Annotated in this window: 11 protein-coding genes and 2 pseudogenes; 12 read left to right on the top strand and 1 reads right to left on the bottom strand. The window is 74.9% G+C overall.

Annotated features, from left to right (window positions below; all coding sequences use genetic code 11):
• Positions 1-17: 17 nt before the first annotated feature.
• Positions 18-2,198, bottom strand: coding sequence for a DUF4132 domain-containing protein (locus ACQEU6_RS44310; RefSeq protein WP_499339794.1), 2,181 nt, complete (start codon positions 2,196-2,198; stop codon positions 18-20).
• Positions 2,199-2,311: 113 nt separating this feature from the next.
• Here ACQEU6_RS44310 and ACQEU6_RS44305 point away from each other — a divergent pair, with 113 nt between their 5' ends.
• From ACQEU6_RS44305 to ACQEU6_RS44250, 12 genes and pseudogenes are all read left to right on the top strand, one after another.
• A complete protein-coding gene (locus ACQEU6_RS44305; RefSeq protein WP_499339793.1) occupies positions 2,312-3,769 on the top strand; it encodes a flavin-containing monooxygenase in 1,458 nt (485 codons plus the stop codon).
• Between the two features lie 238 nt (positions 3,770-4,007).
• A complete protein-coding gene (locus ACQEU6_RS44300; protein WP_499339792.1) occupies positions 4,008-4,775 on the top strand; it encodes an SDR family NAD(P)-dependent oxidoreductase in 768 nt (255 codons plus the stop codon).
• Between the two features lie 122 nt (positions 4,776-4,897).
• Entirely contained in the window at positions 4,898-5,845 is a 948-nt protein-coding gene (locus ACQEU6_RS44295; RefSeq protein WP_499339791.1) for a DMT family transporter, read from the top strand.
• 17 nt (positions 5,846-5,862) lie between these two features.
• Positions 5,863-6,618 carry a serine protease gene (locus tag ACQEU6_RS44290; protein ID WP_499339790.1) on the top strand — a complete coding sequence of 252 codons (756 nt, stop codon included), beginning with the start codon at positions 5,863-5,865 and terminating at the stop codon, positions 6,616-6,618.
• 46 nt (positions 6,619-6,664) lie between these two features.
• Positions 6,665-6,985: a GroES family chaperonin gene (locus ACQEU6_RS44285; RefSeq protein WP_499339789.1), complete on the top strand. Its 321-nt coding sequence runs from the start codon at positions 6,665-6,667 to the stop codon at positions 6,983-6,985.
• A gap of 1,371 nt (positions 6,986-8,356) precedes the next feature.
• Positions 8,357-9,658 carry a glycosyltransferase gene (locus ACQEU6_RS44280; RefSeq protein WP_499339788.1) on the top strand — a complete coding sequence of 434 codons (1,302 nt, stop codon included), beginning with the start codon at positions 8,357-8,359 and terminating at the stop codon, positions 9,656-9,658.
• Between the two features lie 20 nt (positions 9,659-9,678).
• The gene (locus tag ACQEU6_RS44275; protein ID WP_499339787.1) at positions 9,679-11,046 is read left to right on the top strand and encodes an arylsulfotransferase family protein; all 1,368 of its coding nucleotides are present in this window, start codon (positions 9,679-9,681) and stop codon (positions 11,044-11,046) included.
• Positions 11,047-11,093: 47 nt separating this feature from the next.
• Positions 11,094-14,660: pseudogene (locus ACQEU6_RS44270) on the top strand (type I polyketide synthase); the annotation flags it as partial.
• A gap of 61 nt (positions 14,661-14,721) precedes the next feature.
• A pseudogene (locus tag ACQEU6_RS44265) lies at positions 14,722-15,864 on the top strand (SDR family oxidoreductase); the annotation flags it as partial.
• An 18-nt stretch (positions 15,865-15,882) separates the two neighbouring features.
• Positions 15,883-19,332, top strand: a complete 3,450-nt coding sequence (locus tag ACQEU6_RS44260) for an HAD-IIIC family phosphatase (RefSeq protein ID WP_499340560.1) — start codon at positions 15,883-15,885, stop codon at positions 19,330-19,332.
• On the top strand, positions 19,325-21,676 hold the full coding sequence (locus tag ACQEU6_RS44255; RefSeq protein WP_499339786.1) for a thioester reductase domain-containing protein: 2,352 nt from the start codon (positions 19,325-19,327) through the stop codon (positions 21,674-21,676). Before ACQEU6_RS44260 ends, ACQEU6_RS44255 begins: the two co-directional genes overlap by 8 nt.
• The gene (locus ACQEU6_RS44250) at positions 21,673-22,773 is read left to right on the top strand and encodes an alpha/beta hydrolase (RefSeq protein ID WP_499339785.1); all 1,101 of its coding nucleotides are present in this window, start codon (positions 21,673-21,675) and stop codon (positions 22,771-22,773) included. Before ACQEU6_RS44255 ends, ACQEU6_RS44250 begins: the two co-directional genes overlap by 4 nt.
• The last annotated feature ends 57 nt before the right edge of the window (positions 22,774-22,830 follow it).

Genomic DNA, 22,830 nt, shown 5'->3' with positions numbered 1-22,830 from the left:
CCGGAACGCTTAGGTGATCACACGCCGATCTGCCGCCGGATCGAGCCGTCGGTGATCTTGTCGTCGGCGGCCAGCAGGAACGCCTTGCTGAGGATCAGCGAGAGCCGCTCGTCCTCGAACGGCAGGTACAGCGTGCCGGGGGGCCGGCGGCCCTGGACGATGCACAGGTAGGCGCCGTCCGGTTCCATCAGGACGTTGGCCGACCCCAGATGGATCCTGTACGTGCGCAGCTCACCGCGCACCACCAGGTGGCGGCCGTCGAGGGCGCAGCGGCCGGCGATCCTCGTGCGCGGCAGGACGCGTTCCAGCGCCGCGCGGCGGACCTCCGCGCTCGCGGTCAGCGCGCCGAAGCCCGCCTCGCGCCGGTAGGCGGCGTGGCGGTCCCCGCCCCGATCGGCCCAGTCCGGGTCGGCGGCGATGGAGGTGACGCCGACGAACAGGTCCGCGTCCCGCATCGCCTCGCTGAACACCGCCGGCGGGACCTCGGCGAGGGGCGCCTCCCGCCAGCGCCGGCCGTGCCTGCGCTCGAAGCGGACCCGGTCGGTCGCGGCGTGCTCGAACGCCCAGTCGCCGTCGTCCACCGGCTCGTGGTGGAAGCACGCGCGCCATTCGCCGCCGCCGAACTCGCCGCGCGCCTCGCCGGCGTAGCCGCCGTCGTGGCGCCCGAGGAAGTTCGCCTGCCAGCCCCGCTCCTTGAACAGCGCGTACAGCCGCCGGTAGTGGACGATGTGCGCCGCGTACCGGTTGGAGTAGGCCGCGGTCTCCTCCTCCGCCGGGGTGAGGAGGTAGATCTCGCGGAACGCCTGCTTGAACGGCTGCCGGACCTGCTCGTCGACGACGCGCCCGCGCCAGGCCCGCACGTCGTCCAGCGCCGCCCGGAGGGGATGCCACAGCCTGACGTGCGCGGCGTCGCCGCCGGGAGCGGCGAGGGACGCGCGCCAGACGCCGTCCTCGCCCTGGAACTCCCAGACGAGGCCGCGGACGACCGCACCGGTGACCGGGTGGTCGCGGTAGTGCTCGCACCATTCGGCGTAGGGCCACACCCGGTCCTGCGACATCAGGCCCTCGACGCGCGCCCGCTCGCTCGACAGCGTCGCCCGCACCTCCTTGGCGAGCGCCTTCAACCGCCCGAGCTCCTCGGGGAAGCCGTCCTTGACCGCCGCCGGGGCCGTCCGGGAGGCGCGGCCGTCCGGGCCGGTGAAGGTGAGGCGGACGGCCGCCGCGCCCTCGACCGCGACGCGCACCGTGTGGTCGCCGAGGGCCTGCTCCACCGAGCCGTCGCGCCCCAGGCCGTGGGCGGGGACGGTGCGCTCGACGAGCTGCGCCCGCGTGATGCCCTGCCGCTCGGCGGCCGCCTGGAGCGCCGTGTCGAGCTGCTTGCGCAGCGCGCGGTTCCTGACCGGCGCGCGGAGCCGCCAAAGCGCCTCCAGCGCGCGCGGATCGTCGATCGCGCCCAGGGCGTTGATCGCCGCGCCCGCGAGCTTGGGGCCCTCGTAGAGGTCGCGGCCCGCCGTGCCTATGCGCAGGACGACCGAGCGGAGGCGGGGCACGGCCTCAGGGCCGCCGGTGAGGGCCGCCGCCCAGACCATGCCGCGCGCGACGTCGCCGAGGTGCGGGTGGACCAGGTGGTGGTACCCGCAGATCTCCTCGCCGTGCGGGCCGTCCTCGCGGGGGCAGTGGGGCTCGTCCTCGGCGAGCGCGCGGAGGCACTCGGCGAGGTCCTCGCGCACGGTCGCCTCGTCGGCGAGGGTGACGCACGTCCGGTTCCACCTGTGCGTGGGGCGCGGCGCCGACAGGCTCGCCAGGTGCCGGACGAACCGGGTCAGCCCGGCCGACGGCGCCGTGCGCACGCGCTCCCTGAGGGGCGCGGCCCACGGGTCGTGGACGGGGAGTACCCCGTCGGGCAGGTACGCCTCGTCCACGATCGCCAGGAGGGCCCGCAGGCGGCGGCCGGCCCGCTGCCGGTACCCGATCGGGATGTCGGCCCGCGCGAAGCGGCCGTTGACCTGCTTCAGCAGCGGCGCCAGCCCGCGGAGGGCCTCGGCGCCGAGGCGCTCGGCCGAGGGCAGCGCTTCTTCGACGAGCAGGGCGAACCGGTGGCCCTGCTCCTCGGTCTCACAGGCGCGCGCCAGCATCGCCCGGACGGCGCCGGGGCCGTCGTCGGTGCGCGCTTCGGTGGCGAGGGCGTCGTCGGACATGCCCGGATGCTGCCAGAACCGGCCGACAAAACGCGCGGCGGCGGCGCCTTCTCAGTGACTTCACGGTCACCTACGCTCGTGGGTACCGATACAGAATCAGATTCGGGACGGCCATGACGCACAGCGTGGTGATCATCGGGAGCGGGTTCGGCGGGATCGGGATGGCGATCCGGCTGCGGCAGGCCGGCGTCCACGACGTGGTGGTCCTGGAGAAGGCCGGCGGCCTCGGCGGGACCTGGCGCGACAACACCTACCCCGGCGCGGCGTGCGACATCCCCTCCCACCTGTACTCGTTCTCGTTCGAACGCAGGACCGACTGGTCGCGCCGGTTCCCGCCGCAGGCGGAGATCCTGGAGTACCTGCGGCGCTGCGCCCGCGAGCACGGCGTCCTGGACAGGATCCGGTTCGGCGCCGAGGTGACCGAGGCGCGGTTCGACGAGGACGCGGCGCTCTGGCGGATCTCCACCACGACCGGGGATCTCGCGGCGCGGGTGCTGGTCTCGGCGTGCGGGCAGCTCAACCGGCCCGAACTGCCGCCGATCGAGGGGCGCGAGTCGTTCGCGGGCCCGGCCTTCCACTCCTCCCGCTGGGACCACGGCGCCGACCTGCGGGGCAGGCGCGTCGCGGTGGTCGGGACGGGCGCGAGCGCGATCCAGATCGTCCCGGAGATCGCCCGGGAGGCGGCGGAACTGCTGCTGTTCCAGCGGTCCGCGCCGTACGTGATCGACAAGCCGGACCGGCCGTACCGGGGCTGGGAGCGCGCCGCGCTGCGGGCCGTGCCGGGGCTGTACGCGCTGAGCCGCGCCCGGATCTACGCGATGTTCGAGGCCCGCGCGCTCGGCTTCATCCGCTACCCCCGGCTGATGGGGATCATGGAGCGCGGCTTCCGCCGGCGCCTGGCCGAGCAGGTCGCCGACCCGGCGCTGCGCGCGCGGCTCGTCCCCGGATACCGGATGGGGTGCAAGCGGATCCTGCTGTCCGGCGACTACTACCCGGCGCTGAACAGGCCGAACGTGCACCTCGTCACCGACCCGATCGAGCGCGTCACCCCGGCGGGCATCCGGACGGCGGGCGGCGAGCACGAGGCCGACGTCATCGTGTACGCGACCGGGTTCCGCTCCACCGAGTTCCTGTCCCCCATGAAGATCGTCGGACGGGGCGGGCGGGAGCTGAACGAGGCGTGGCGGGACGGCGCGCAGGCCCACCTCGGCATCACCGTCAGCGGCTTCCCCAACCTGTTCCTGCTGTACGGGCCCTACACCAACCTCGGGCACAACTCGATCATCTACATGCTGGAGTCGCAGTTCCGGTACGTCCTCGGGTGCGTGGAGGCGCTGCGCGGCGCGGGCCTGGACTGGATCGACGTGCGGCCCGACGTGCAGGACGCGTTCACCCGGGAGATGCGGGAGCGGATGCGCTCGACCGTCTGGGAGGCCGGCTGCCAGAGCTGGTACATGACGGCGGGCGGGAAGGTCGTCAACAACTGGCCGGGCTACACCTTCGCCTACCGCCGCGCCACCCGCCGCCCCGACCCGCGGCACTTCCGCGCGCGGCGCGCCACGACCCGGTAGCCGGCGCGCCATAGGCTGTGTTTCACAGTCCCGGCCCACTTCGCTCGCCTGGCGGCTGTGTTTCAAACGTCCCGGCCCTCTTCGCTCGCCTGGCGGCTCGCTACGTGACCGGGCCTGGGCGAACGCGGCATCGCTTCGCGATCCGCCCGGCTCCGCTCGCCTCCGGCTTCGCTCCACCGGCCAGGTCACGCGTTCGCGAGCATGGCCGAGGCCACGTCGAGACCATAGGCTCGGTGCCATGCCGACCGCCTTCATCACCGGCGCGACCGCGGGCATCGGTGCCGCCTTCGCCCGCCGCCTCGCCTCCGACGGGTTCGACCTGGTCCTGCTCGCCCGCGACGCCGAGCGGCTGGAGCGGACCGCCGGCGACCTGCGCGCCGACTACGGCGTCCGCGCCGAGACGCTGCCCGCCGACCTGTCTTCCGAGGAGGGGCTGGCCGCGGCCGAGGAGCGCGCCCGCAAGGACGTCGACCTGCTGGTCAACAACGCCGGGTTCGGCAACAGGGGCGTGTTCCTGGACGTCCCGGTCTCGGACGAGCTGACCATGCTGCGCGTGCACTGCGAGGCCGTCCTGCGGCTCACGCACGCCGTCCTCCCGGGGATGCTGGCGCGCGGCCGGGGCGGCGTCGTCAACGTCTCGTCGGTCGCGGCGTTCGCGACGCGCGGCACCTACGGGGCCTCCAAGGCGTGGGTCGTGAACTTCAGCCAGGGCGTCGCCGCCGACATCCGGAAGCGCTCGCGGGGCCGCGTCCGGGTGATGGCGCTCTGCCCCGGGTTCGTGCACACCGAGTTCCACGACCGCGCCCAGATGGACATGTCGGACGTCCCGGAGTTCATGTGGCTGGACAAGGACGACGTCGTGGCCGCCGCCCTGCGCGACCTGCGCCGCGGCGTCCAGGTCAGCGTCCCGGGAGCGCAGTACAAGGCCGTCGTCGGGGTCACGCGGCTCCTGCCGCGCGGCCTCCTCGGGCGCCTGTCCTCCACCACCGGGCGCCGCTACGACTGATCATGCAGTAGGGCGTCACGGCCTTGTCACGGACCGGCACGAGAGGGCAAGGTGGCAGGGCGAGTCGCTTCGAGGCGCGCCGGACGACTCTTCCCGCCCCGTCCGCCGAAGGGTCTTTCCCGATGGGTCACGACCTGGGCTACGCCGCCCTCGCCCTGCTCGCCACCACCGTCTACTACATCGCCTTCCTCGTCTTCCGCGTCTCCGCGCGCCGGATGGAGCCGCTGCGGGGCAGCCGCCCGTTCCGCGTCGCCCGGCTCATGCTGACCGACCCCGTCTGGCTCGGCGGCGGCCTCCTGCTGTTCCTCGGCCTCGGCTACGAGGTCGTCGCGTTCTCCGCCGTGCCGCTCGCCGTCGCACAGCCCGTCTTCGCCCTCGGCCTGGTGCTCCTGGTCGCCTTCGCGGTCGGGTTCCTCGGCGAGCGGCTGAGCCTGCGCGAGTGGGCGAGCGTCGCCCTGTTCGTCCTCGCCACCGGCCTGATCGGGCTGTCGGCCACGACCGAGGGCGAGCCGCGCGCCGACGCCACCCTCACCGGGACGCTCGCCCGGCCCTGGACGATGCTCGCCGTGTGCGCCCCGGCGGTGATCGTCGCGGCTCTGGTGTGGCTGGTCGGCGACCGCCGCGCGGGCGGGCGGCACGCCCGCCGGCTCGCCGGGGTCGCCTACGGCATCGGCGCCGGAGCCTGCGCCGGGCTTGCCGAGGCGGGCATCCGCGGCATCTCGCTCCTCTACCAGGAGACCGGCAGCGCGCGGGCGGTCCTGGAGTCCCCCTACCCGTACCTGACGATCGGCCTCGCCGCGATCGCGCTCGGACAGCTCCAGGTCGCGCTGCAGCGCTGCCGGATCGCGATCGTCGCGGTCGTGCTCACCGTCATCGGCCGGACGTACCTGGTCCTCAGCAGCACCGTCCTGTTCGGCGAGCAGTGGCCGCGCGACACCGGGCCGTTCGCGCTCCGGGCGGGCGGCTTCGCGCTCGCGCTGGCCGCGCTGGCGCTGTTCCCCCGCTACGAGGCGCTGGACGCGCCGCCGCACCGGGCCGCCGCCGGGAAACGGGTGCGCGCCGCCCCTTGATCGCTTACAGTGCGGCCATGGCCCTGCCGTCCCGCCGGTCCCTCGGCCTCGCGCTGCTCGGAGCCTCCCTGGGGCTCACCCCCCTCGCCGCCCCCGCGAACGCCGTCATGGGCGGCGCTCCCGCGCCCGCGGCCCGGTACCCGTGGCTGGGCGCCGTGGGATCGCCGATCTTCTTCGTCCGGCCGGCCGGGCAGTTCTGCGGCGGCGTGCTCATCAAACCCGACCGGCTCCTCACGGCGGGCCACTGCGTCTCGATGTTCCGCTCGGTGCCCGGCGTCCTGACCACCACCTTCGGCAGGGACGACCTGACGGGCCGCGGCGGAGAGACGGTCGCGGTGAAGTCCGTACGCATGCACCCGAAGTACCGCGAGACGTCCTTCAAGGACGAGACCGTCAGCCACCACGACCTCGCCGTCCTGACCCTCGCGCGCCGCGTGAACCGCCCGGCCGCGCCCCTCGGCACGCCCGGCTCCGCCCGCACGGCCGAGATCGCCGGCTGGGGCTTCACCTCCGAGAACGACCTGTTCAACACCCGCCTCCGGTCGGCCGGCGTCCCACTCCCCGGCGACGCGGCCTGCCGCCGCGCCTACGGCGACTCCTTCGACCCGTCCGACATGCTCTGCGCCGGCTCGGAGAAGGCCGACTCGTGCCAGTTCGACAGCGGCGGCCCCCTGATCGCGAACGGCCGCGTCGCCGCCCTGGTCTCCTGGGGCTACGGCTGCGGAAAGCCCGGCTACCCGGGCGTCTACGCCCGGCTCACCTCCCTGCCCTGACCCGCGCGGAACGTTCCGCCCCCCGCGTGCGGATAAACTCGCCCGCGTGTCCGAGCCGAAGTTCGAAGTCCAGATGCTGCACGACCGCGTCATGATCAAGACCGAGAAGGACAGCGGCGAGCGCCGCAGCACCGGCGGCATCGTCATCCCCGCGACGGTCGAGCAGCAGAACCGCCTGGCCTGGGGAGAGGTCTGCGGCGTCGGCCACCACGTGCGCATAGTCAAGCCCGGCGACCGCGTCCTGTTCCACCCCGGCGACCAGTACGAGGTAGAGATCCAGGGCGAGAACTACCTCATCATGCGCGAACGCGACCTACATGCCATAGCCAGCGAACGCCCAGAACACGGCACTGGGCTGTATCTATAGCCTTTTTCTCCTCCTTCGGGCCTGGCGGCCCTCCATCGTCGAAAAACGCGGGCGATCGCTGGCATCGCTCCGGCTCGCCTTGCGGCTCGCTGCGCGATCAGGTTCTCGCAAGCTCGAACCTGCCTTCGGACGCGATCGCGGCCCCCAGGTTGTCGCGTGGTGCGGCGGTGGCTCAGGTCGTTGGAGTAGTGGGTGCTGCGTTTATTGCAGTGCGCTCCTCCTTCGGGCCTTGACGGCCCTCCATCGTCGCGCAATGCGGCGATCGCTGGCATCGCTTCGACTCGCCTAAAGGCTCGCTGCGCGATCAGTTTCTCGCAAGCTCGAACCTGCCTTCGGACGCGATCGCAACCATTGAGGTAGTCGCGTGGATGCTGAGAGAACTGAGAATGTCGCCAGCGCGCCCACGACCCCGGAACAAACGCTTATTCAAGCGCGTCTTTTGCGGTAGGCGAGAACCTGACCGCTGACCCGCCACCCACCTATTGCGACCAACCTCAGCCACCACCCCAACCACGCGACAACGTGAAGAACCGCGATCGCGCCGAAGGCAGTTTCAAGCGAAGCAAGAAACTGATCGCGAAGCGAGCCGCAAGGCGAGCCGAAGCGATGCCAGCGATCGCACGCAGTTCCTGACGATAGAGGGCCGCCAGGCCCGAAAGAGGAAGCCACTCCAATAAACACACCACCGACCTCAGCCACCGCCGCAACCACGCGACAAGCTAAAGAACCGCGATCGCGTCCAAAGGCAGTTTCGAGCTTGCGAGAAACTGATCGCGAAGCGAGCCGCAAGGCGAGCCGAAGCGATGCCAGCGATCGCACGCAGTTCCTGACGATAGAGGGCCGCCAGGCCCGAAAGAGGAAGCCACTCCAATAAACACACCACCGACCTCAGCCACCGCCGCAACCACGCGACAAGCTAAAGAACCGCGATCGCGTCCAAAGGCAGTTTCGAGCTTGCGAGAAACTGATCGCGAAGCGAGCCGCAAGGCGAGCCGAAGCGATGCCAGCGATCGCACGCAGTTCCTGACGATAGAGGGCCGCCAGGCCCGAAAGAGGAAGCCACTCCAATAAACACACCACCGACCTCAGCCACCGCCGCAACCACGCGACAAGCTAAAGAACCGCGATCGCGTCCAAAGGCAGTTTCGAGCTTGCGAGAAACTGATCGCGAAGCGAGCCGCAAGGCGAGCCGAAGCGATGCCAGCGATCGCACGCAGTTCCTGACGATAGAGGGCCGCCAGGCCCGAAGGAGGAAGGCACTGCAATAAACACTGTCCGCCGGGGTGGGGAGGACGCTTGTCCGGTCTAACGCCCATCGTGCGGGGTGGCGGTCGTCCGTAGCGTTCTTGGCGTTCCTTCCAGAGAGCGCAGGTGAGAGCGGTGCGTATCGCGTTTCTTTCGGCCGGCACCCGGGGTGACGTGCAGCCGATGATCGCCATTGGCGACGAGCTGGTGCGGCGCGGGCACGAGGTGGTCGTGGCGGTCAACTCCGATCTGGCGCCGTGGGTGCGCAGGGCGGGGCTGGAGGCGGTGCCGACCGGTACGGACATCGGGCGGTTCCTCGGCTCGGAGGAGGGCCGGGCGATGCTCGCGCGGGGGCGGGCGATGACCGCGATCCGGCGGATCGCGGCCGACGAGCGCAGGGTCAACGGGACGATCACGGAGGCCTGCCGCGCGGCGGCCTCGGGCGCCGACCTCATCCTGACGACGTTGACGATGGGGTTGCGCGGCTTCTACCTGGAGGAGGCGCTGGGGATCCCCAGCCGGATCCTGTACTCCTTCCCCATCCAGCCGACCGGGGACTTCACGAGCAGCATCATGCCCCGGGTGCGCGACTTCCGCGTGCCCTGGGCGAACCGGACGAGTTCGCGCGTCCTGAACCAGCTGTACTGGCTTCAGAACAAGGCGAACCTGGACGAGCTGTGCGACGCGATGGGGGTTCCGCGCGTGCGGCGGCTGCCCCGCCAGGAGGACTGGCCCGCCCTGCATCTGTACAGCCGCCATGTGGTGCCCGTCCCGTCCGATCTGCCCGCCCGGCACGAGCTGGTCGGCTGGCCGGTGCTGGGGGCCGCGCTCCGGGAGCGTCTCGGGGAGGGGGTCGTCGACGCCGAGCTCGATGCGTGGCTCGACGCCGGGACGCCGCCGGTCTACTTCGGTTTCGGGAGCATTCCGGTGCTCTCGCCGGAGGAGACGCTGCGCAGTCTGGCGGAGGTGACCGCGCGGCTGGGGGTTCGCGGGCTCGTCGGCGTCGGGTGGAGCGACCTCGGGCGGTTCGCCGGAGATCTGCCGGAGCACCTGTACGTCGCGCGGTCGGACTTCGACCACGACCGCGTGCTGCCGCGATGCCGCGCCGCCGTCCACCACGGGGGCGCGGGGACGACCGCGTCGGCGCTGCGGGCGGGCCTTCCGGCGGTGGTCGCCAGCGTCTACGCCGACCAGCCCTTCTGGGGCTGGCGCGTCGAGCGGCTCGGCGCCGGCGTCACGCTGCCGTTCCGCACGCTCACGCCCGACCGGCTCCACCGCGCCCTCGGCCGGGTGCTCGATCCCGCCTGCCGCTCCCGCGCGCAGGCGATCGGCGACGCCCTGCGCAAGGAGGACGCCGTCGCGCTGACCGCCGACCTGGTGGAGCGGTGGGGTCCAGGCCGCCCGGTCCGCACTTCTGCCCATTCCTGAGAGTTCTTGCAGGTGACACCATGACTGAAACGGCAATTCCGGTGACCGGGGCTCTGCCGGACTACTCGCGGATCCCGCGGATCCGGGTGACGAGGGCGCTCGACGGGCTCGCGCCCGGGTATCTGTTCATGTCGCCGCAGTCCCTTCTGGAGCCGGAGAAGTGCCACGGCCCGCAGATCGCGGACGACCGGGGGCGCACGCTGTGGTTCCACCCCGTTCCCGAGGGCGAGTACGCCACGAACGTCCGGGTTCAGGAGTACCGGGGAGAGCCCGTGCTCACCTGGTGGCAGGGCGCGGCGACCGAGACGGGCGTGGGCGACGGGACCGGATACGTCCTCGACCGCCGCTACCGCACCGTCGCGACCGTCCGCGCCGGCGGCGACCAGCCCTTCGACCTGCACGAGTTCCTGCTGACCGGGCGCGGCACCGCGCTACTCGTCAGCTACCAGCCCAAGCCCTGCGACCTCAGCTCCATCGGCGGCCCCGAGGACGGCGTCGCGCTGGACAGCGTGGTCGAGGAGGTGGACGTGGAGACGGGCGAGGTGCTGCTGCACTGGAGCGGGCTGGAGCACGTCCCGCTCGCGGAGAGCGACCTGCCGGCGGCGCTCGCCGACCCCTACGACCACCTGCACGTCAACTCGGTCGCCGTCGACGACGACGGCGACCTGCTGATCACCGCGCGGATGTCGTCCGCCCTCTACAAGGTGGACCGGCGGACGGGCGAGATCGTGTGGAAGCTCGGCAGCGCGCACAGCTCGTTCGTCCTGGGCGTGGGGGCGCGGTGCCACTGGCAGCACGACGGGCAGCCCTGCGGGGACGGCGTCTACCGGTTCTTCGACAACGCCACGAACGAGCTGCTCGCCGGCTACGAGTCGCGGGTGGTGTGGGTGCGGGCCGACACGGCGACGGGCAGGGCGACGTTCGTCCGGCAGGTCACCCATCCCGAGCACCTGTCCGCCATCGCCGAGGGCAACGCCCAGGACCTGCCCAACGGCAACACCCTGGTCGGGTGGGGGCGGGCCGCGCGGATCTCGGAGTTCTCGCCCGCGGGCGACCTGCTGTTCGACGCGCACTCCCCCACCGGGAACGGCTGGACCACCTACCGGGTCTACCGGTACCCCTGGGACGGCATGCCGGGGACGCCGCCGCAGGCCAGGGTCGAGGACGGGCATGTGCACGCCGTGTGGAACGGGGCCACCGGCGTCGCGCGATGGCGGCTGTACGCGGGCCGCGACGAGGACGCTCTGGAGGCCGTCCGCACCGTGGAGTGGGACGGCCTGGACACGTCCGCCGCGCTGCCCGGCGGACACCGGTTCGTGCGTGTGGAGGCGCTCGACGCCGGCGGCCGGCCCATGGGCGCCTCCCCCGTGACGGCGATCGGATCCTGACGCCGCATCCCCCACCGTCCCCGCGCAGACCACCGAGAGGACAAGCGATGGACGCACCAGCGCACAGGTTCACCCGGGCGCTCGCCGGCTTCGAGCGGCACGGCGCGCGGGCCGGCTCCCCCGCGGGGCCGCAGGACGCCGAGCCGGTGGCGGTGGTGTCGATGGCCTGCCGCCTTCCGGGCGGCGCCGACGACCCGGACGGGCTGTGGCGGCTGCTGTCCGGCGGCGAGGACGCGATCGAGGAGTTCCCGGCGGACCGCCTGGACGCCGGGGCGCTCTACGACCCCGACCCCGAGGCCGCGGGCCGGACCTACTCCCGCCACGGCGGCTTCGTGCACGGCATCGACGCCTTCGACCCGCGCTTCTTCGGCATCACCACCCGGGAGGCCGCGGCGATGGACCCCCAGCAGCGGCTGCTGCTGGAGACGGCCTGGGAGGCGCTGGAGCGCGCCGGGACCGTTCCGGCCCGGCTCGCGGGCAGCCCGACCGGCGTCTACCTCGGCATGCTCGGCAGCGACTACCTCTCCGGGCTGAGCCTGGACCAGTTCGACGGCTACGTCGGCACCGGCTCGGCGCTGAGCGTGGCCTCGGGGCGGCTCGCCTTCACCCTGGGGCTGGTCGGCCCGGCGATGACCGTCGACACCGCCTGCTCCTCGTCGCTGCTGGCGGTGCACCTGGCCGCGTCCGCGCTGCGCGCAGGCGAGTGCGACCAGGCCCTGGTCGGCGGGGCCACGCTGATGACCACCCCGTACACGTTCGTCGAGTTCAGCCGGATGCGGGCGCTGTCGCCGACCGGCCGGTGCCGGTCGTTCTCCGCCGACGCCGACGGTACCGCGTTCTCCGACGGCGTCGCGATGGTGGTGCTGAAGAGGCTCGCCGACGCCGGGCGCGACGGGGACCGGGTCCTCGCCGTGCTGCGCGGCAGCGCCGTCGGCCAGGACGGCCGCAGCCAGGCGCTGACGGTGCCGAGCGGGCCGTCGCAGGAGCGGGTGACGCGGCGGGCGCTGGAGCTGTCGGGCCTGGCCCCGGCGGACATCGACTACGTCGAGGCGCACGGCACCGGGACCACCCTGGGCGACCCCATCGAGGCCAGGGCGCTGGCGCGGGTGTTCGGGGGCACCCGCCCCCCGGACCGTCCGCTGCGGATCGGCTCGGTCAAGTCGAACATCGGGCACACGCAGGCCGCCAGCGGCCTGGCGGGGCTGATGAAGGTCGTGCTCGCGCTGCGGCACGGGACGCTGCCGCGCACCCTGCACGCCGAGCGGCCCACCCGCCGGGTCGACTGGGAGCGCAGCGGCCTGCGGCTCGTCGGGGAGCCGGCGGCCTGGCCGCGCGGCGAGCGCCCCCGCCGGGCCGGGGTGAACTCCTACGGGATCAGCGGCACGAACGTGCACGTCATCGTGGAGGAGGCGCCGGAGGAGCCGCGCCCGCGGGCCGCGGCGCCGCGGACGCGGGAACCCGGGCTGTTCGTGGTCTCCGCGCGCGGCGGGTCGGCGCTGCGCCGCCAGGCGGGCAGGCTGGCGGCGCATCTGGAGGACGGGGGCCGGGACGCCCCGCTGCCGGACGTCGCGCACACCCTCGCCAACCGGCGGACCCACTTCGACCGCCGGGCCGTCGTGCTGGCCGGCGACCGCGAGACGCTCGTGTCGGGCCTGAACGCCGCCGCGGCCGGGCGGCCCGCCCCCGGGCTCGTGCTGTCGCCGTCCCGCGAACCGGTCACGGGCGGGCTCGCGTTCGTCTTCCCCGGCCACAGCGCACGGTGGACCGGCATGGGCGCGGAGCTGATGGCCCGCTCCGACGCGTTCGCCGACGCGCTCGGCGAGTGCGACGAGGCGATCCGCCGCCAGGTGGGCTGGTCGGTGATCGCGGCCCTGCGGGGCGGGGACGGGGCCCCCGACCTCGAACGGCCGGACGTGACGCAGCCGGTGCTGTTCGCGTTCGGCTGCGCGCTGGCGCGGATGTGGCGGTCGCTCGGCGTCGAGGCGGGCGCGGTCGTCGGGCACTCCCTCGGGGAGATCACCGCCGCGCACGCCGCGGGCGCCCTCACGCTGGACGAGGCCGCCGCCGTCGTGACCCGGCGCGGCCTGGCCGTGCGGCCGGCCGCGGGCCTCGGCGGGTCGCTGGCCGTGGGGCTGCCCGAGGAGAGCGTGCGGGAGATGCTCTCCGAGTACGGGACGCGCCTCGACGTCGCGGCGGTCAACAGCGGCCGGGCCACCACCGTCTCGGGCGACCTGGACGCGCTGATCGCGCTGCGGGCGCAGTTGCAGCAGGACCAGGTCCCCGTCCAGGACGTGCCGGTGGGCTTCGCCACGCACAGCTTCCACATGGACCCGGTCGGCGGCGAGCTGCGGGAACGGCTCGGCGACATCTCGGGTGCGCCCTCCCGGACGCCGCTCTACTCGACGGTGCTCGGCGAGCCGGTGCCCGGGGACGCCCTCGACGCCGGCTACTGGGCCCGCAACCTGCGCGAGCCCGTCCGGTTCGCCGCGACCGTGCGCCGCATGCTGGCGGACGGCTTCCGCTCCTTCGTGGAGGTCGGGGCGCATCCCGCCCTGCTGTCGTCGATCAAGGCCGTCGCCGCCGAGGAGGGCGTCGAGGTCTCGGTCGCGGGCTCCCTGAACCGCGACGGCGGCGAGCACGACGGCGTCCTGCGCAACCTGGCGCTGCTGGTCGCGGACGGGTACGCGCCCGACTGGTCGAGGGCGGCCCCGGCGGGATCCCACGTGGACCTGCCCACCTACGCCTTCGAGCGCGGGCGCTACTGGACCTCCGCCAAGGCCGCCCCGGCGGCCGGGCGGAGCGGCATGCCGCTCCTGCACCGGCACGTGGAGGACAGCGAGGTCCCCGGCCGGCACATCGCCCAGGCCGACGTCGACCTGCGCGACGACCGGTTCGGCTATCTCGCCGGCCACCGCGTCGGCGGGACGGTCTGGCTGCCCGCCTCGGCGTTCCTGGAGATGGCGCTGGAGGCGTCCACCGCGCTCCAGGGCGCGGTGCAGCTGGCCGGTGTGCGGTTCGAGCGCCCGCTGCGGCTGCCCGAGGACGAGCCCGTCCGCCTCCAGTTGGTCGTCCAGCCCGCCGACTCCGGTGGGCGGCGCGCGTTCACCATCGCCTCCCGCCCCTCCGGCGACCCGCGGGCGCCGTGGACCGACCACGTCGCGGGACGGTTCGAGCCCGCGGACGTGCAGGAGCCCGAAGAGACCGAGCCCCTCGCCGAGCTGCGGCGCCGGTGCACCGACGAGGTGGGGCTCCCGGACCTGTACGCCGCGATGTCGACCGCGGGGATCGACTACGGCGACGCGTTCCGGGCCCTGAAGGCGGCTTGGAGGGGGCAGGACGAAGCGCTGGGGCGCCTGGCGGAGACGCCCGGGTCGTCTTACCTGCTCCACCCCGCGCTGCTGGATTCCGCGTTGCGCACCGGCGCGCTGCCGAGCGACGTCCCGGCCGGCGGAGTGTTCGTGCCCGCGGGGGCCGGCCGGGTGCGCTTCAGCGGCGCGCGGTCGCGGCCGGTCTGGGCCGCCTGCCGCGTGCGGTCGCTGACCTCCCGGGCGGCGGTGCTGGACCTGCGGCTCCTCGACGAGGACGAACGGCTCGTCCTGGACGTCCGGGGCTTCGAGCTGGCCGCGCCCTCCCCGGCGGAGCGGTCGCTGTTCGAGGTCGAGTGGCGGCCGGCCGGGGCCGTGGCTGATCCTGGCCGACGGCTCCGGGGTCGGAGACGACCTCGCCCGGCGGCTCGGGCCGGTACCGCACGTGCTGGTCCGGCGCGGCGCCGCGTTCGGCCCGGACGGCTCCGGCGGCTACACCGTCGACCCCCGGGACCCGGCGCACTTCGGACGGCTGCTCGACGAGGCGTTCGGCGACGGCCCGCCCGAACGGGTCGTCCAGCTGTTCGGCCTGGACGCGCCGGCGATCACCTCGGCCGCGTCGATGGCGGAGGCGGCCCTGCTGTGCTGCACGACCACGCTGCACCTGGTCAAGGCGCTGGCGGACCGCTCGCAGGAGCCCGCCCCGCGCCTGTTCCTCGTCACCCGGGGCAGCCAGGCGGCGGGGCCCGGCGCGCGGGTGGCCAACCCGCAGCAGGCGCTCGGATGGGGATTCGGCGGCACGGTGGCCCACGAGTACCCGGAGCTGCGCGCCACGCTCGTCGACATGCCCGCCGACGGCGGCGCTGACGCGCTGTGGAACCAGCTCCGCCACGCGGACGAGGAGCCGTGGGTCGCGCTGCGCGACGCGGGGCGGCTGGTGCCGCGGCTCGCGCGCACCCGTCCCGACGGCGGCGGCGCCGCGCTGCGTCCGGACCGGACGTACCTGGTCACGGGCGGCCTCGGCGGCCTCGGCCGGGTGGCCGCCGAGCGGCTCGTCGCGCTCGGCGCGCGGCACGTGGCGGTCCTCGGCCGCGGCGGGCCGGACGCCGGCGCGGCCGAGTGGATCGCCGGGCTCGCCGCGCGGGGCGCGGCCGTCCACACCGTCCGCGCCGACGTCGCGGACCGCGCGGCCCTGGAGGCCGCGCTCGGCGGCCTGCGGCGGGAGGCGCCCCCGGTCGCGGGGATCGTGCACGCCGCCGGCGTCCTGGACGACGCGACCCTGCGGACGCTGACCGCCGAGCGGATCGCCGGGGTGCTGGCGCCCAGGGTGCTGGGCGCCGCGCTGCTCGCCGAACTGGTGCCGGACACCGACTTCGTGGTCCTGTTCTCGTCGGCCGCCGGCCTGCTCGGACCGGCGGGGCAGGGCTCCTACGCCGCCGCGAACGCCTTCCTGGACGCCTGGGCCCACGCGCTCGCCGCGACCGGGCGACCGGCGCTGAGCCTGGACTGGGGCGCCTGGTCCGAGGTCGGCATGGCCGCGGCCGCCGACCGGCTCCCGGCGCTCGCGCGGTCCGGCATGGGGAGCCTCTCCCCGGCGGAGGGCGGGGAGCTGTTCGAGCGCCTGCTCGGCTCGTCCCGGCGCCGCCTGGCGCCCATCGCGTTCGACCGGGCGGCGTTGGAGCATCCCGCCGGGCTCGCCGCGGTGCATCCGATCCTGTCCGAGCTGGCCGGCCGTCCCACCGCCGGCCCGTCCGGCGAGGGACCGGCGGGCCGGATCCGCGCGGCGGCGACGGACGCCGAGCGCACCCGCCTGGTCGAGGAGTTCCTGCGGGGCGCGGTGGCCGAGGTCACCGGCGACGCCGCCGCCGAGGTGCCCATGGGCAGGTCGATGCAGGAGCTCGGTTTCGACTCGCACTCGCTCGTCGTGCTGCACGACGCCATCACCCGCACGCTCGGCGTGGGGACGTCGCTGTCGGCGCTGGCGACCATGGACGTGCGGAGCCTCGCCGCCAAGCTCGTCCAGGCGCCCGTCACCGGGAGCGGGACCGCGCCGGGCGAACCGGCCGGGGATCCCGGCGGCGACACGGCGGAGGTCGTGTTCCGGCCCGTCCCGGCGGACGTGACGCGCCTGCTGCGGACGGAGCAGCAGGGCACGCCGGGCGTGGCCCACCACATCGGCATGGCCGTCCGGCTGGGCTCGCCCGTCACGCGGGAGGCGCTGGCGGAGGCCGTCGCCGGGCTCGCGGCCCGGCACTCCGCCCTGCGCACGGCGATCGTGCGGGACCCCGAGCACGGCACGCGGTTCGCCGTCCACCGGCGGCCCGCGGAGGGCCTCCTGCGCTGGTCGGCCGCGGCGGACGTGGACGCGGAGGCCGCGCTCCAGCGGCTGATGGAGCCTCCGTTCGACCTCGCCGCGCCGCCGCTGTGGCGCTTCGAGCTGGTGGAGTCCGCGTCCGGCGACCAGGTCCTGGTCTTCGGCGCCCACCACGCCGTGAGCGACGTGCGGTCGCTGATCCTCGCCGTCGAGGAGATCGGCGCGGCGCTGGCCGGCGCTCCCCCGGCCGCCGGGCCCCGGCGCGGCGACATCGATCTGCTGATCGAGGCCCGTGCGGCGGGGCCGCGCGAGGAGGACGAGGGGCCCGCGGCGCGGTGGCGGGAGGAGTTCGCCGGCTGCCGGCGGCTCGACCTGGCGGAGACCCGCCCGGCGAAGCGGACGTTCCGGGCGGGCACCCTGGCCGTCGACATGCCCGGCGGGCTTCTCGACCGGGTGGCGGACCAGGCGAGGAGGCTGGGCGTGACCCCGGCCGCCCTCTGCCTCGGCGCCCTCCAGGTGTTCCTCGCGCGGCTGCGGGACCGGAGCCGCTTCGTGCTGGCGGTCCCGGTGGACTCCCGCATGCACGCGGGCGCGGCCGGCGCGCTCGGCTACTTCGGGGTCCCGGTGCCGCTCGCCGCCGAGGTCAACGACGGCGAGCCGGTCGCCGACGTCGTCGCCCGCGCCGACGCCCGGCTCAAGCGTGTGCTGGAGAAGGGCGCCTCGTTCTCCGGCGCGATGGCCGCCCTCGCCGAGGCGGGCCTGCACCGGGCCGGCGCGCCGCTGGTCGAGGCGTACTTCAACTACATCCGGGCGCAGGCGCCCACGCCGGGCGGGCCGGAGATCGTGCCGGCCGGCACCGGGTACCTCGATCTCGACCTGATGGTCAGCATGGGGCCCGGCCTCGGGCACCTGCGCCTCGACTACGGCCTCGACGTCCTCGACGAGGCGGCCGCGACCCGCATCGGCCGCGGCTACCTCGGCCTCCTCGCGCGGGTGGCGGACGGCGGCGCGGCGGAGCCCGCCCTACCCGCCACCGGCGCGCCCGACCGGCCCGCCGCCTCCGTGGCGGTCGCGGCCACGTTCGCCCTCGGCCGCCTGCCCGACCTCCTCGGCGGCGCCCTCGCCGGGACCGGCGGCGACGCGCCGGCCGTCGTGGCGGCGCCGGACCAGCAGCCGCTGGCGAGCGTCCTGGCCCCGGGCGGCCCGTTCGCCGGGCCGTCCACCGCGGCCGGGATCGTGCTGCTGCGCGGCGCCGACCTGGCCCGCTCCGGCCCGGTGACGGACGAGCTGCTCGCGCAGCTGGCCGAGGAGTACCCGGCCGCCGTCGGCGCCCTGCACGAGCGGACCCGGAAACCGGTGATCGTCGGCGTCCTGCCGTCCCGGGCCGGCGACGCCAGGCTCCGGCGGTGGGAGGAGGAGCTCATGTCCCGGCTGGAGGGCCGGCCGGGCGTCGCGGTCGTGGGGCCGGACGACTGGACGCGCGACCGTCCCGTCGCCGACCGCTTCGACGAGGCCGCCGAGGCCCTCGCGCACCTGCCCTTCACGGCCGGGTTCCAGGCGGCCGTGGCGCTCACCGCCGCCGAGGCGGTCCTGGCGGTCCGGCGCCCGCCGCCGAAGGTGATCGCGGTGGACGGGGACGAGACCCTGTGGGGCGGCGTCGCGGGCGAGATCGGCCCGGACGCGGTCGAGCTGGACGGGCCGCGCGCGGTCCTGGCCCGGCGGCTGCTCGCCTGGCGCGCCGCGGGCGTCCTGCTGGTGCTGGTCTCCAACAACGACGAGGCCACGGTGCGGGCGGTGCTGGAGCGGCCGGACGGCGTCCTGCGGCCCGGGCACTTCAGCGTGATCGCCGCGGGCTGGGGCCCGAAGGCCAAGAGGATCAGGGCCGCCGCGGACGAGCTGGGCCTCGGAACGGACGGCGTGCTGTTCCTGGACGACAACCCGGCCGAGATCGCCGCGGTGCGGTCCGACCTCCCGGAGGTCCTGTCGGTGACGTGCCCGCCCGCGGGCGAGCTGGAGGCCTTCGTGCGGCGGCTCTGGCCGGCCACCCCGTGGCCGGCGACCCGCGAGGACGCGGCGCGGGCCGACTTCTACCGGCAGGAGCGCGACCGCGACGAGGCGCGGGCCGGGACGAGCTTCGCCGAGTTCCTCGACAGGCTCGAACTGGAGGTGGACGTCGAGCCGCTGTCGGAGGCGACGACGGAGCGGTCCGTCCAGCTGAGCCGCCGGACCAACCAGTTCAACCTGCGCCCCGCCGTCCTCGACCCGGCGGCGCTCGACCGGGCGCGGCGCGGCGGCGAGGTCTGGACGGTCTCGGCGCGCGACCGGTTCGGCGACTACGGGCAGGTCGGCGTCCTGGCGATCCGCCCGGACGGCGGCGCGCTGGAGGTCGCGGCCTGGATGCTGAGCTGCCGCGTGCTCGGCCGCGGGGTGGAGGAGCGGCTGCTGCGCTGGCTCGCCGACCGCGCCGAGGCCCTCGGGTGCGGGGCCGTGCGGCTGGTCGCCGAGCACACGCCCCGCAACGCCCCGGCACGGCGCCTGGTCGCCGCCCTCGCGGGGGTGGACGACCCCGGCCGGCGGCTGGACGTGCTGGTCGGGCCGCGGCGCCTGCGGACGTTCCGGTCCTGGTCCGGCGCGGCGGAAGGCGCCCCGGAGGCCGACGGTGAGTGAATCGAGGAAGGACGTGGAGACGGTGAACGGAGCGGACGCGGACGGGACCGGGCTCGCCCCGGCGCCCGACCGCCGCCGGGAGGGCGAACTGCTGGAGCGGGGCGGCCCGGGACAGAGCGATGTGGCGGACCTGCTGGCCCGGTTCGGACCGGGAGGCGGCGCCCCTCCGGGCGCGGAGGCGCCCCCGGCCGGAGCGGACGGAGCTCCGGCGGAGGGCGGCGCGGGATGGGACCTCGAAGGGCTGGCCTCGGCCATCGCCGCCCGGACGGCGCCGTTCCTCGGCGGCAGGCGGATCGGCGTGGACGTGGACTTCTTCGATGCCGGCGCGTCGTCGGTCGACGCCGCCGGGTTCGCCGCGGCGCTCAACCGCGACCTCGGCCTGCGGCTCAGCCTGGACGACGTCTTCGCCGACGCCCGGCCGCGCCGCCTCGCGCGGCTGGGCCTGGCGTCCGCGACGGGCGGGCCGCACGGGGAGACCGGCGACGCCGCCGGCGGCGGGAGCGCGGGAGAGGTCGAGGACGAGGATCTCGCCCTGGTCGCGGCCGACCTGGCCCGCGCGGACCGCCTGCCCTGGACCGGCCCGGCCGCCGAGGCCCCGCCCCGCCGGATCCTGCTCACCGGCGCGACCGGCTTCCTCGGCGGGCACCTGCTGCTCGACCTGCTGCGGCGGGGCGACGCGCACGTCGTCTGCCTGGTGCGGGCCGCCGGCGAGCGGGAGGGCGAGCGGCGCCTCGGCGAGGCGCTCGCCGGCTTCCGGCTGCCGTGGTCCGCGGAGGTCCGGCGGCGGGTGACGGTGCTGCCGGGCGACATCGCCGAGCCGCGGCTCGGGCTCGACGGCGACCGGTGGGAGGAGCTGGCGCGGGAGGTGGACTCGATCGTCAGCGTCGCGGCGGCCGTCGACTTCCTGCGCGGCTACCCCTCGCTGCGGCGCGCCAACGTGCTCGGGCCGCTGACGCTGGCCGAGCTGGCGGCGACCGGGCCGTCCAAGCCGCTGCACCACATCTCCTCGGTCGCGGTGTTCAACGAGGTCGGCATCGCCTCCATGGGCGAGGACGACCCGCTCGCCCGCGTCGACCGCCTCGCCACCGGCTACGACCGGTCGAAATGGGCGTCGGAGGTGGCGCTGCGGCGGGCGCGCGAGCACGGCCTCACCGTGACGCTCCTGCGTCCGGGGGCCATCGGCGGGCACACCCTCACCGGCGCGCACAACCCGACCGACATCGGCAGCGGCCTGCTGTCGGCGTTCTCCCGGTTCCGCAAGGTGCCCGCGTTCCGCGCCGTCAACGCCGCCCCGGTGGACTGGGTCAGCAAGGTCGCCGCCGCCGTGGTGCACGAGCCGGACGGCTGGGGGACGACCTACAACCTCACCGGCCGGCCCAACACGCTGCCGGACGTCCTGCACGACATGCGGTTCGGCGGGATGCGCGTCCCGGTGCTCGGCTGGGAGGAGTGGCGGGCCGCCTTCCTGGCCGCGATGGAGGCCGAGCCCGTCCCGGAGCTGGAGTTCCTGGCGCGGGTCCTGCGCAGCGCGACGGCCGTCAAGCTGGTCGAGGCGACCCTGCTCGGCCCGGCCGCGACCGGCGAGCGCACCGAGGCCTTCGCGGCGCGGCACGGCCTGCCCGAACCGGTCCGCTACGGCGCGCAGGCGCAGCTGAGGACCTACGAGCGGCTCGCGGAGGCCGGCCTGGCGCGGCTGCCCGGCCGCGACGACCCGCCGTACCTGTCGTTCCACGAGACCCTCGAAGGGACGCTGGGGCCCGCGGGACGGGTCACCGACACGGTCTGCTCGCTGTCGCTGACCCTGTCGATCGCCGGGATGTACCAGCTCGTCAGGGAGCGGCGCGTGGACGTGCGCGGCGAGATGACGTGCGCGCGGCTGCACCCGGAACCGCTCACCGTGGAGTCGGGCGACATCGTCGTCCGCCCCGAGGACGGGATCCCGCTGCGCCACGGCCTGCGCCATCCGCTGCTGCGGTACCGGCTCGCGCTCCGCGACGCGGACGGGCGCGGCTGGTGGCTGGAGGGCGTCAAGACCGCCCGCGCGCGCCGCGACTTCTGGCGGCAGGCCCGCACGCTGGCCGTCGAGGTCGGCCGCGAGGGCGAGCCGGCGAGCCTGGCCGGCGAGGTCGTCGTGCCGGCCGACGGCTACGTCCGCGAGCAGGTCGACGGCATCGAGGTCGATCCGGCGCTGCCGCCGCCGGAGCAGCGCCTGGCCAAGCTGATGTGGCTGGGATGGTTCTTCGCCCAGGTCGGCTGGGGTCTGCTCGAACCGAGCCTGCGCGCCGGGGCGGAGCTGCTGGACCTGCGCCGGGACGTGAAGCAGCGCACGAGGGAGATCCGATGACGGCACGACTTCTCAACGCGCGGCCCGGCGCCGCCGCGATCGAGCACATCCCGTTCCGGGCGTCCGACGGGACCGGTCTCGCGCTGGCCCGCGTGACCCGCGCGGACGGCTCCGACGGCGGCTCCGACGGCGACCGGCCGGCGGTGCTGCTGCTGCACGGCCTCACGGCGTCCTCCGACATGTTCGTCCTGCCGGAGACCCGCAACCTGGTGGACGTCCTGCTCGACGCGGGCTACGAGCCGTGGCTGCTGGACTGGCGCGGCAGCTGCCGGCTCCCCTACAACGACGACGACGGCGCGGGCTACAGCTTCGACGACGTCGCGCTCTACGACATCCCCGAGGCGGTGGCGCGCGTCCGGGAGCGGATCGGCGGGCGGCGGCTGTTCGTCGTGGCGCACTGCCTCGGGGCGCTGTCGCTGTCGCTCAGCATGACGGCGGGCCTCGTGCCGGGACTGGCCGGCGTGGTGGCGCAGGGGGTGTTCCTGACACCGAAGCTGGCCGCCACGACGCGGTTCCGCATGCACTTCGGCTTCGAGGTGCTGCGACGGCGCATCCGGCACGTCCCCGTCGACTTCCGCAAGGCCGGGTTCCGGTCGAAGTACACCCCGCTGTTCGCCCTGGCGTCCCTCGGGGCGGACTGCCCGGATCCCACCTGCCAGATGCTGCACAACTCCGCCTGGAGCGTGGGCGCGTCGCTGTTCGTCCACGACAAGCTGGACCGGCGCACCCACGAGCGCCTGGCCGACCTGTTCGGCAGCGCCCCCATGTGCGTCATCCCGCACCTGCGGCGCATCGAGCTGGCGCACACCGTGGTGCGGTGGAACCTCTCCGACGGCCGCTACCGCGCGCTGCCGGAGAACGCCCTGGACAGCGCGGACCGCATCGACTGCCCCGTCCTGCTGATGTCCGGGAGCGAGAACGGGCTCTGGCTGGACGCCAACAAGCTGTGCCACGACGTCCTGGCGGCCCGGCACCCGCGGCTCGACGTGCGCTACGTCGAGATCCCCGGCTACGGGCACGTGGACCCGTTCATCGGGCGCAGCGCCGCCCTGGACGTGTTCGGGGACATCGTCGGCTTCCTCGACGAGCACCGGTGACGGGCGGGGCCGGGCGGCTCGCGCAGCCGCCCGGCCCCGGCGTCCCTCGCGCCGGTC

It is taken from the genome of Spirillospora sp. CA-108201, from assembly GCF_050936235.1.
Classification (GTDB): Bacteria; Actinomycetota; Actinomycetes; order Streptosporangiales; family Streptosporangiaceae; genus Spirillospora.
Note: the sequence above shows the minus strand (reverse complement) of the source record. Positions and strands in the feature narration are given on the sequence as shown.

Coding starts and splice junctions, on each gene's coding strand:
- ACQEU6_RS44290 (WP_499339790.1), top strand. CDS start 5,863: ATGGCCCTGCCGTCCCGCCGGTCCCTCGGCCTCGCGCTGCTCGGAGCC.
- ACQEU6_RS44250 (WP_499339785.1), top strand. CDS start 21,673: ATGACGGCACGACTTCTCAACGCGCGGCCCGGCGCCGCCGCGATCGAG.
- ACQEU6_RS44275 (WP_499339787.1), top strand. CDS start 9,679: ATGACTGAAACGGCAATTCCGGTGACCGGGGCTCTGCCGGACTACTCG.
- ACQEU6_RS44295 (WP_499339791.1), top strand. CDS start 4,898: ATGGGTCACGACCTGGGCTACGCCGCCCTCGCCCTGCTCGCCACCACC.
- ACQEU6_RS44305 (WP_499339793.1), top strand. CDS start 2,312: ATGACGCACAGCGTGGTGATCATCGGGAGCGGGTTCGGCGGGATCGGG.
- ACQEU6_RS44300 (WP_499339792.1), top strand. CDS start 4,008: ATGCCGACCGCCTTCATCACCGGCGCGACCGCGGGCATCGGTGCCGCC.
- ACQEU6_RS44310 (WP_499339794.1), bottom strand. CDS start 2,198: ATGTCCGACGACGCCCTCGCCACCGAAGCGCGCACCGACGACGGCCCC.
- ACQEU6_RS44260 (WP_499340560.1), top strand. CDS start 15,883: ATGGCCGCGGCCGCCGACCGGCTCCCGGCGCTCGCGCGGTCCGGCATG.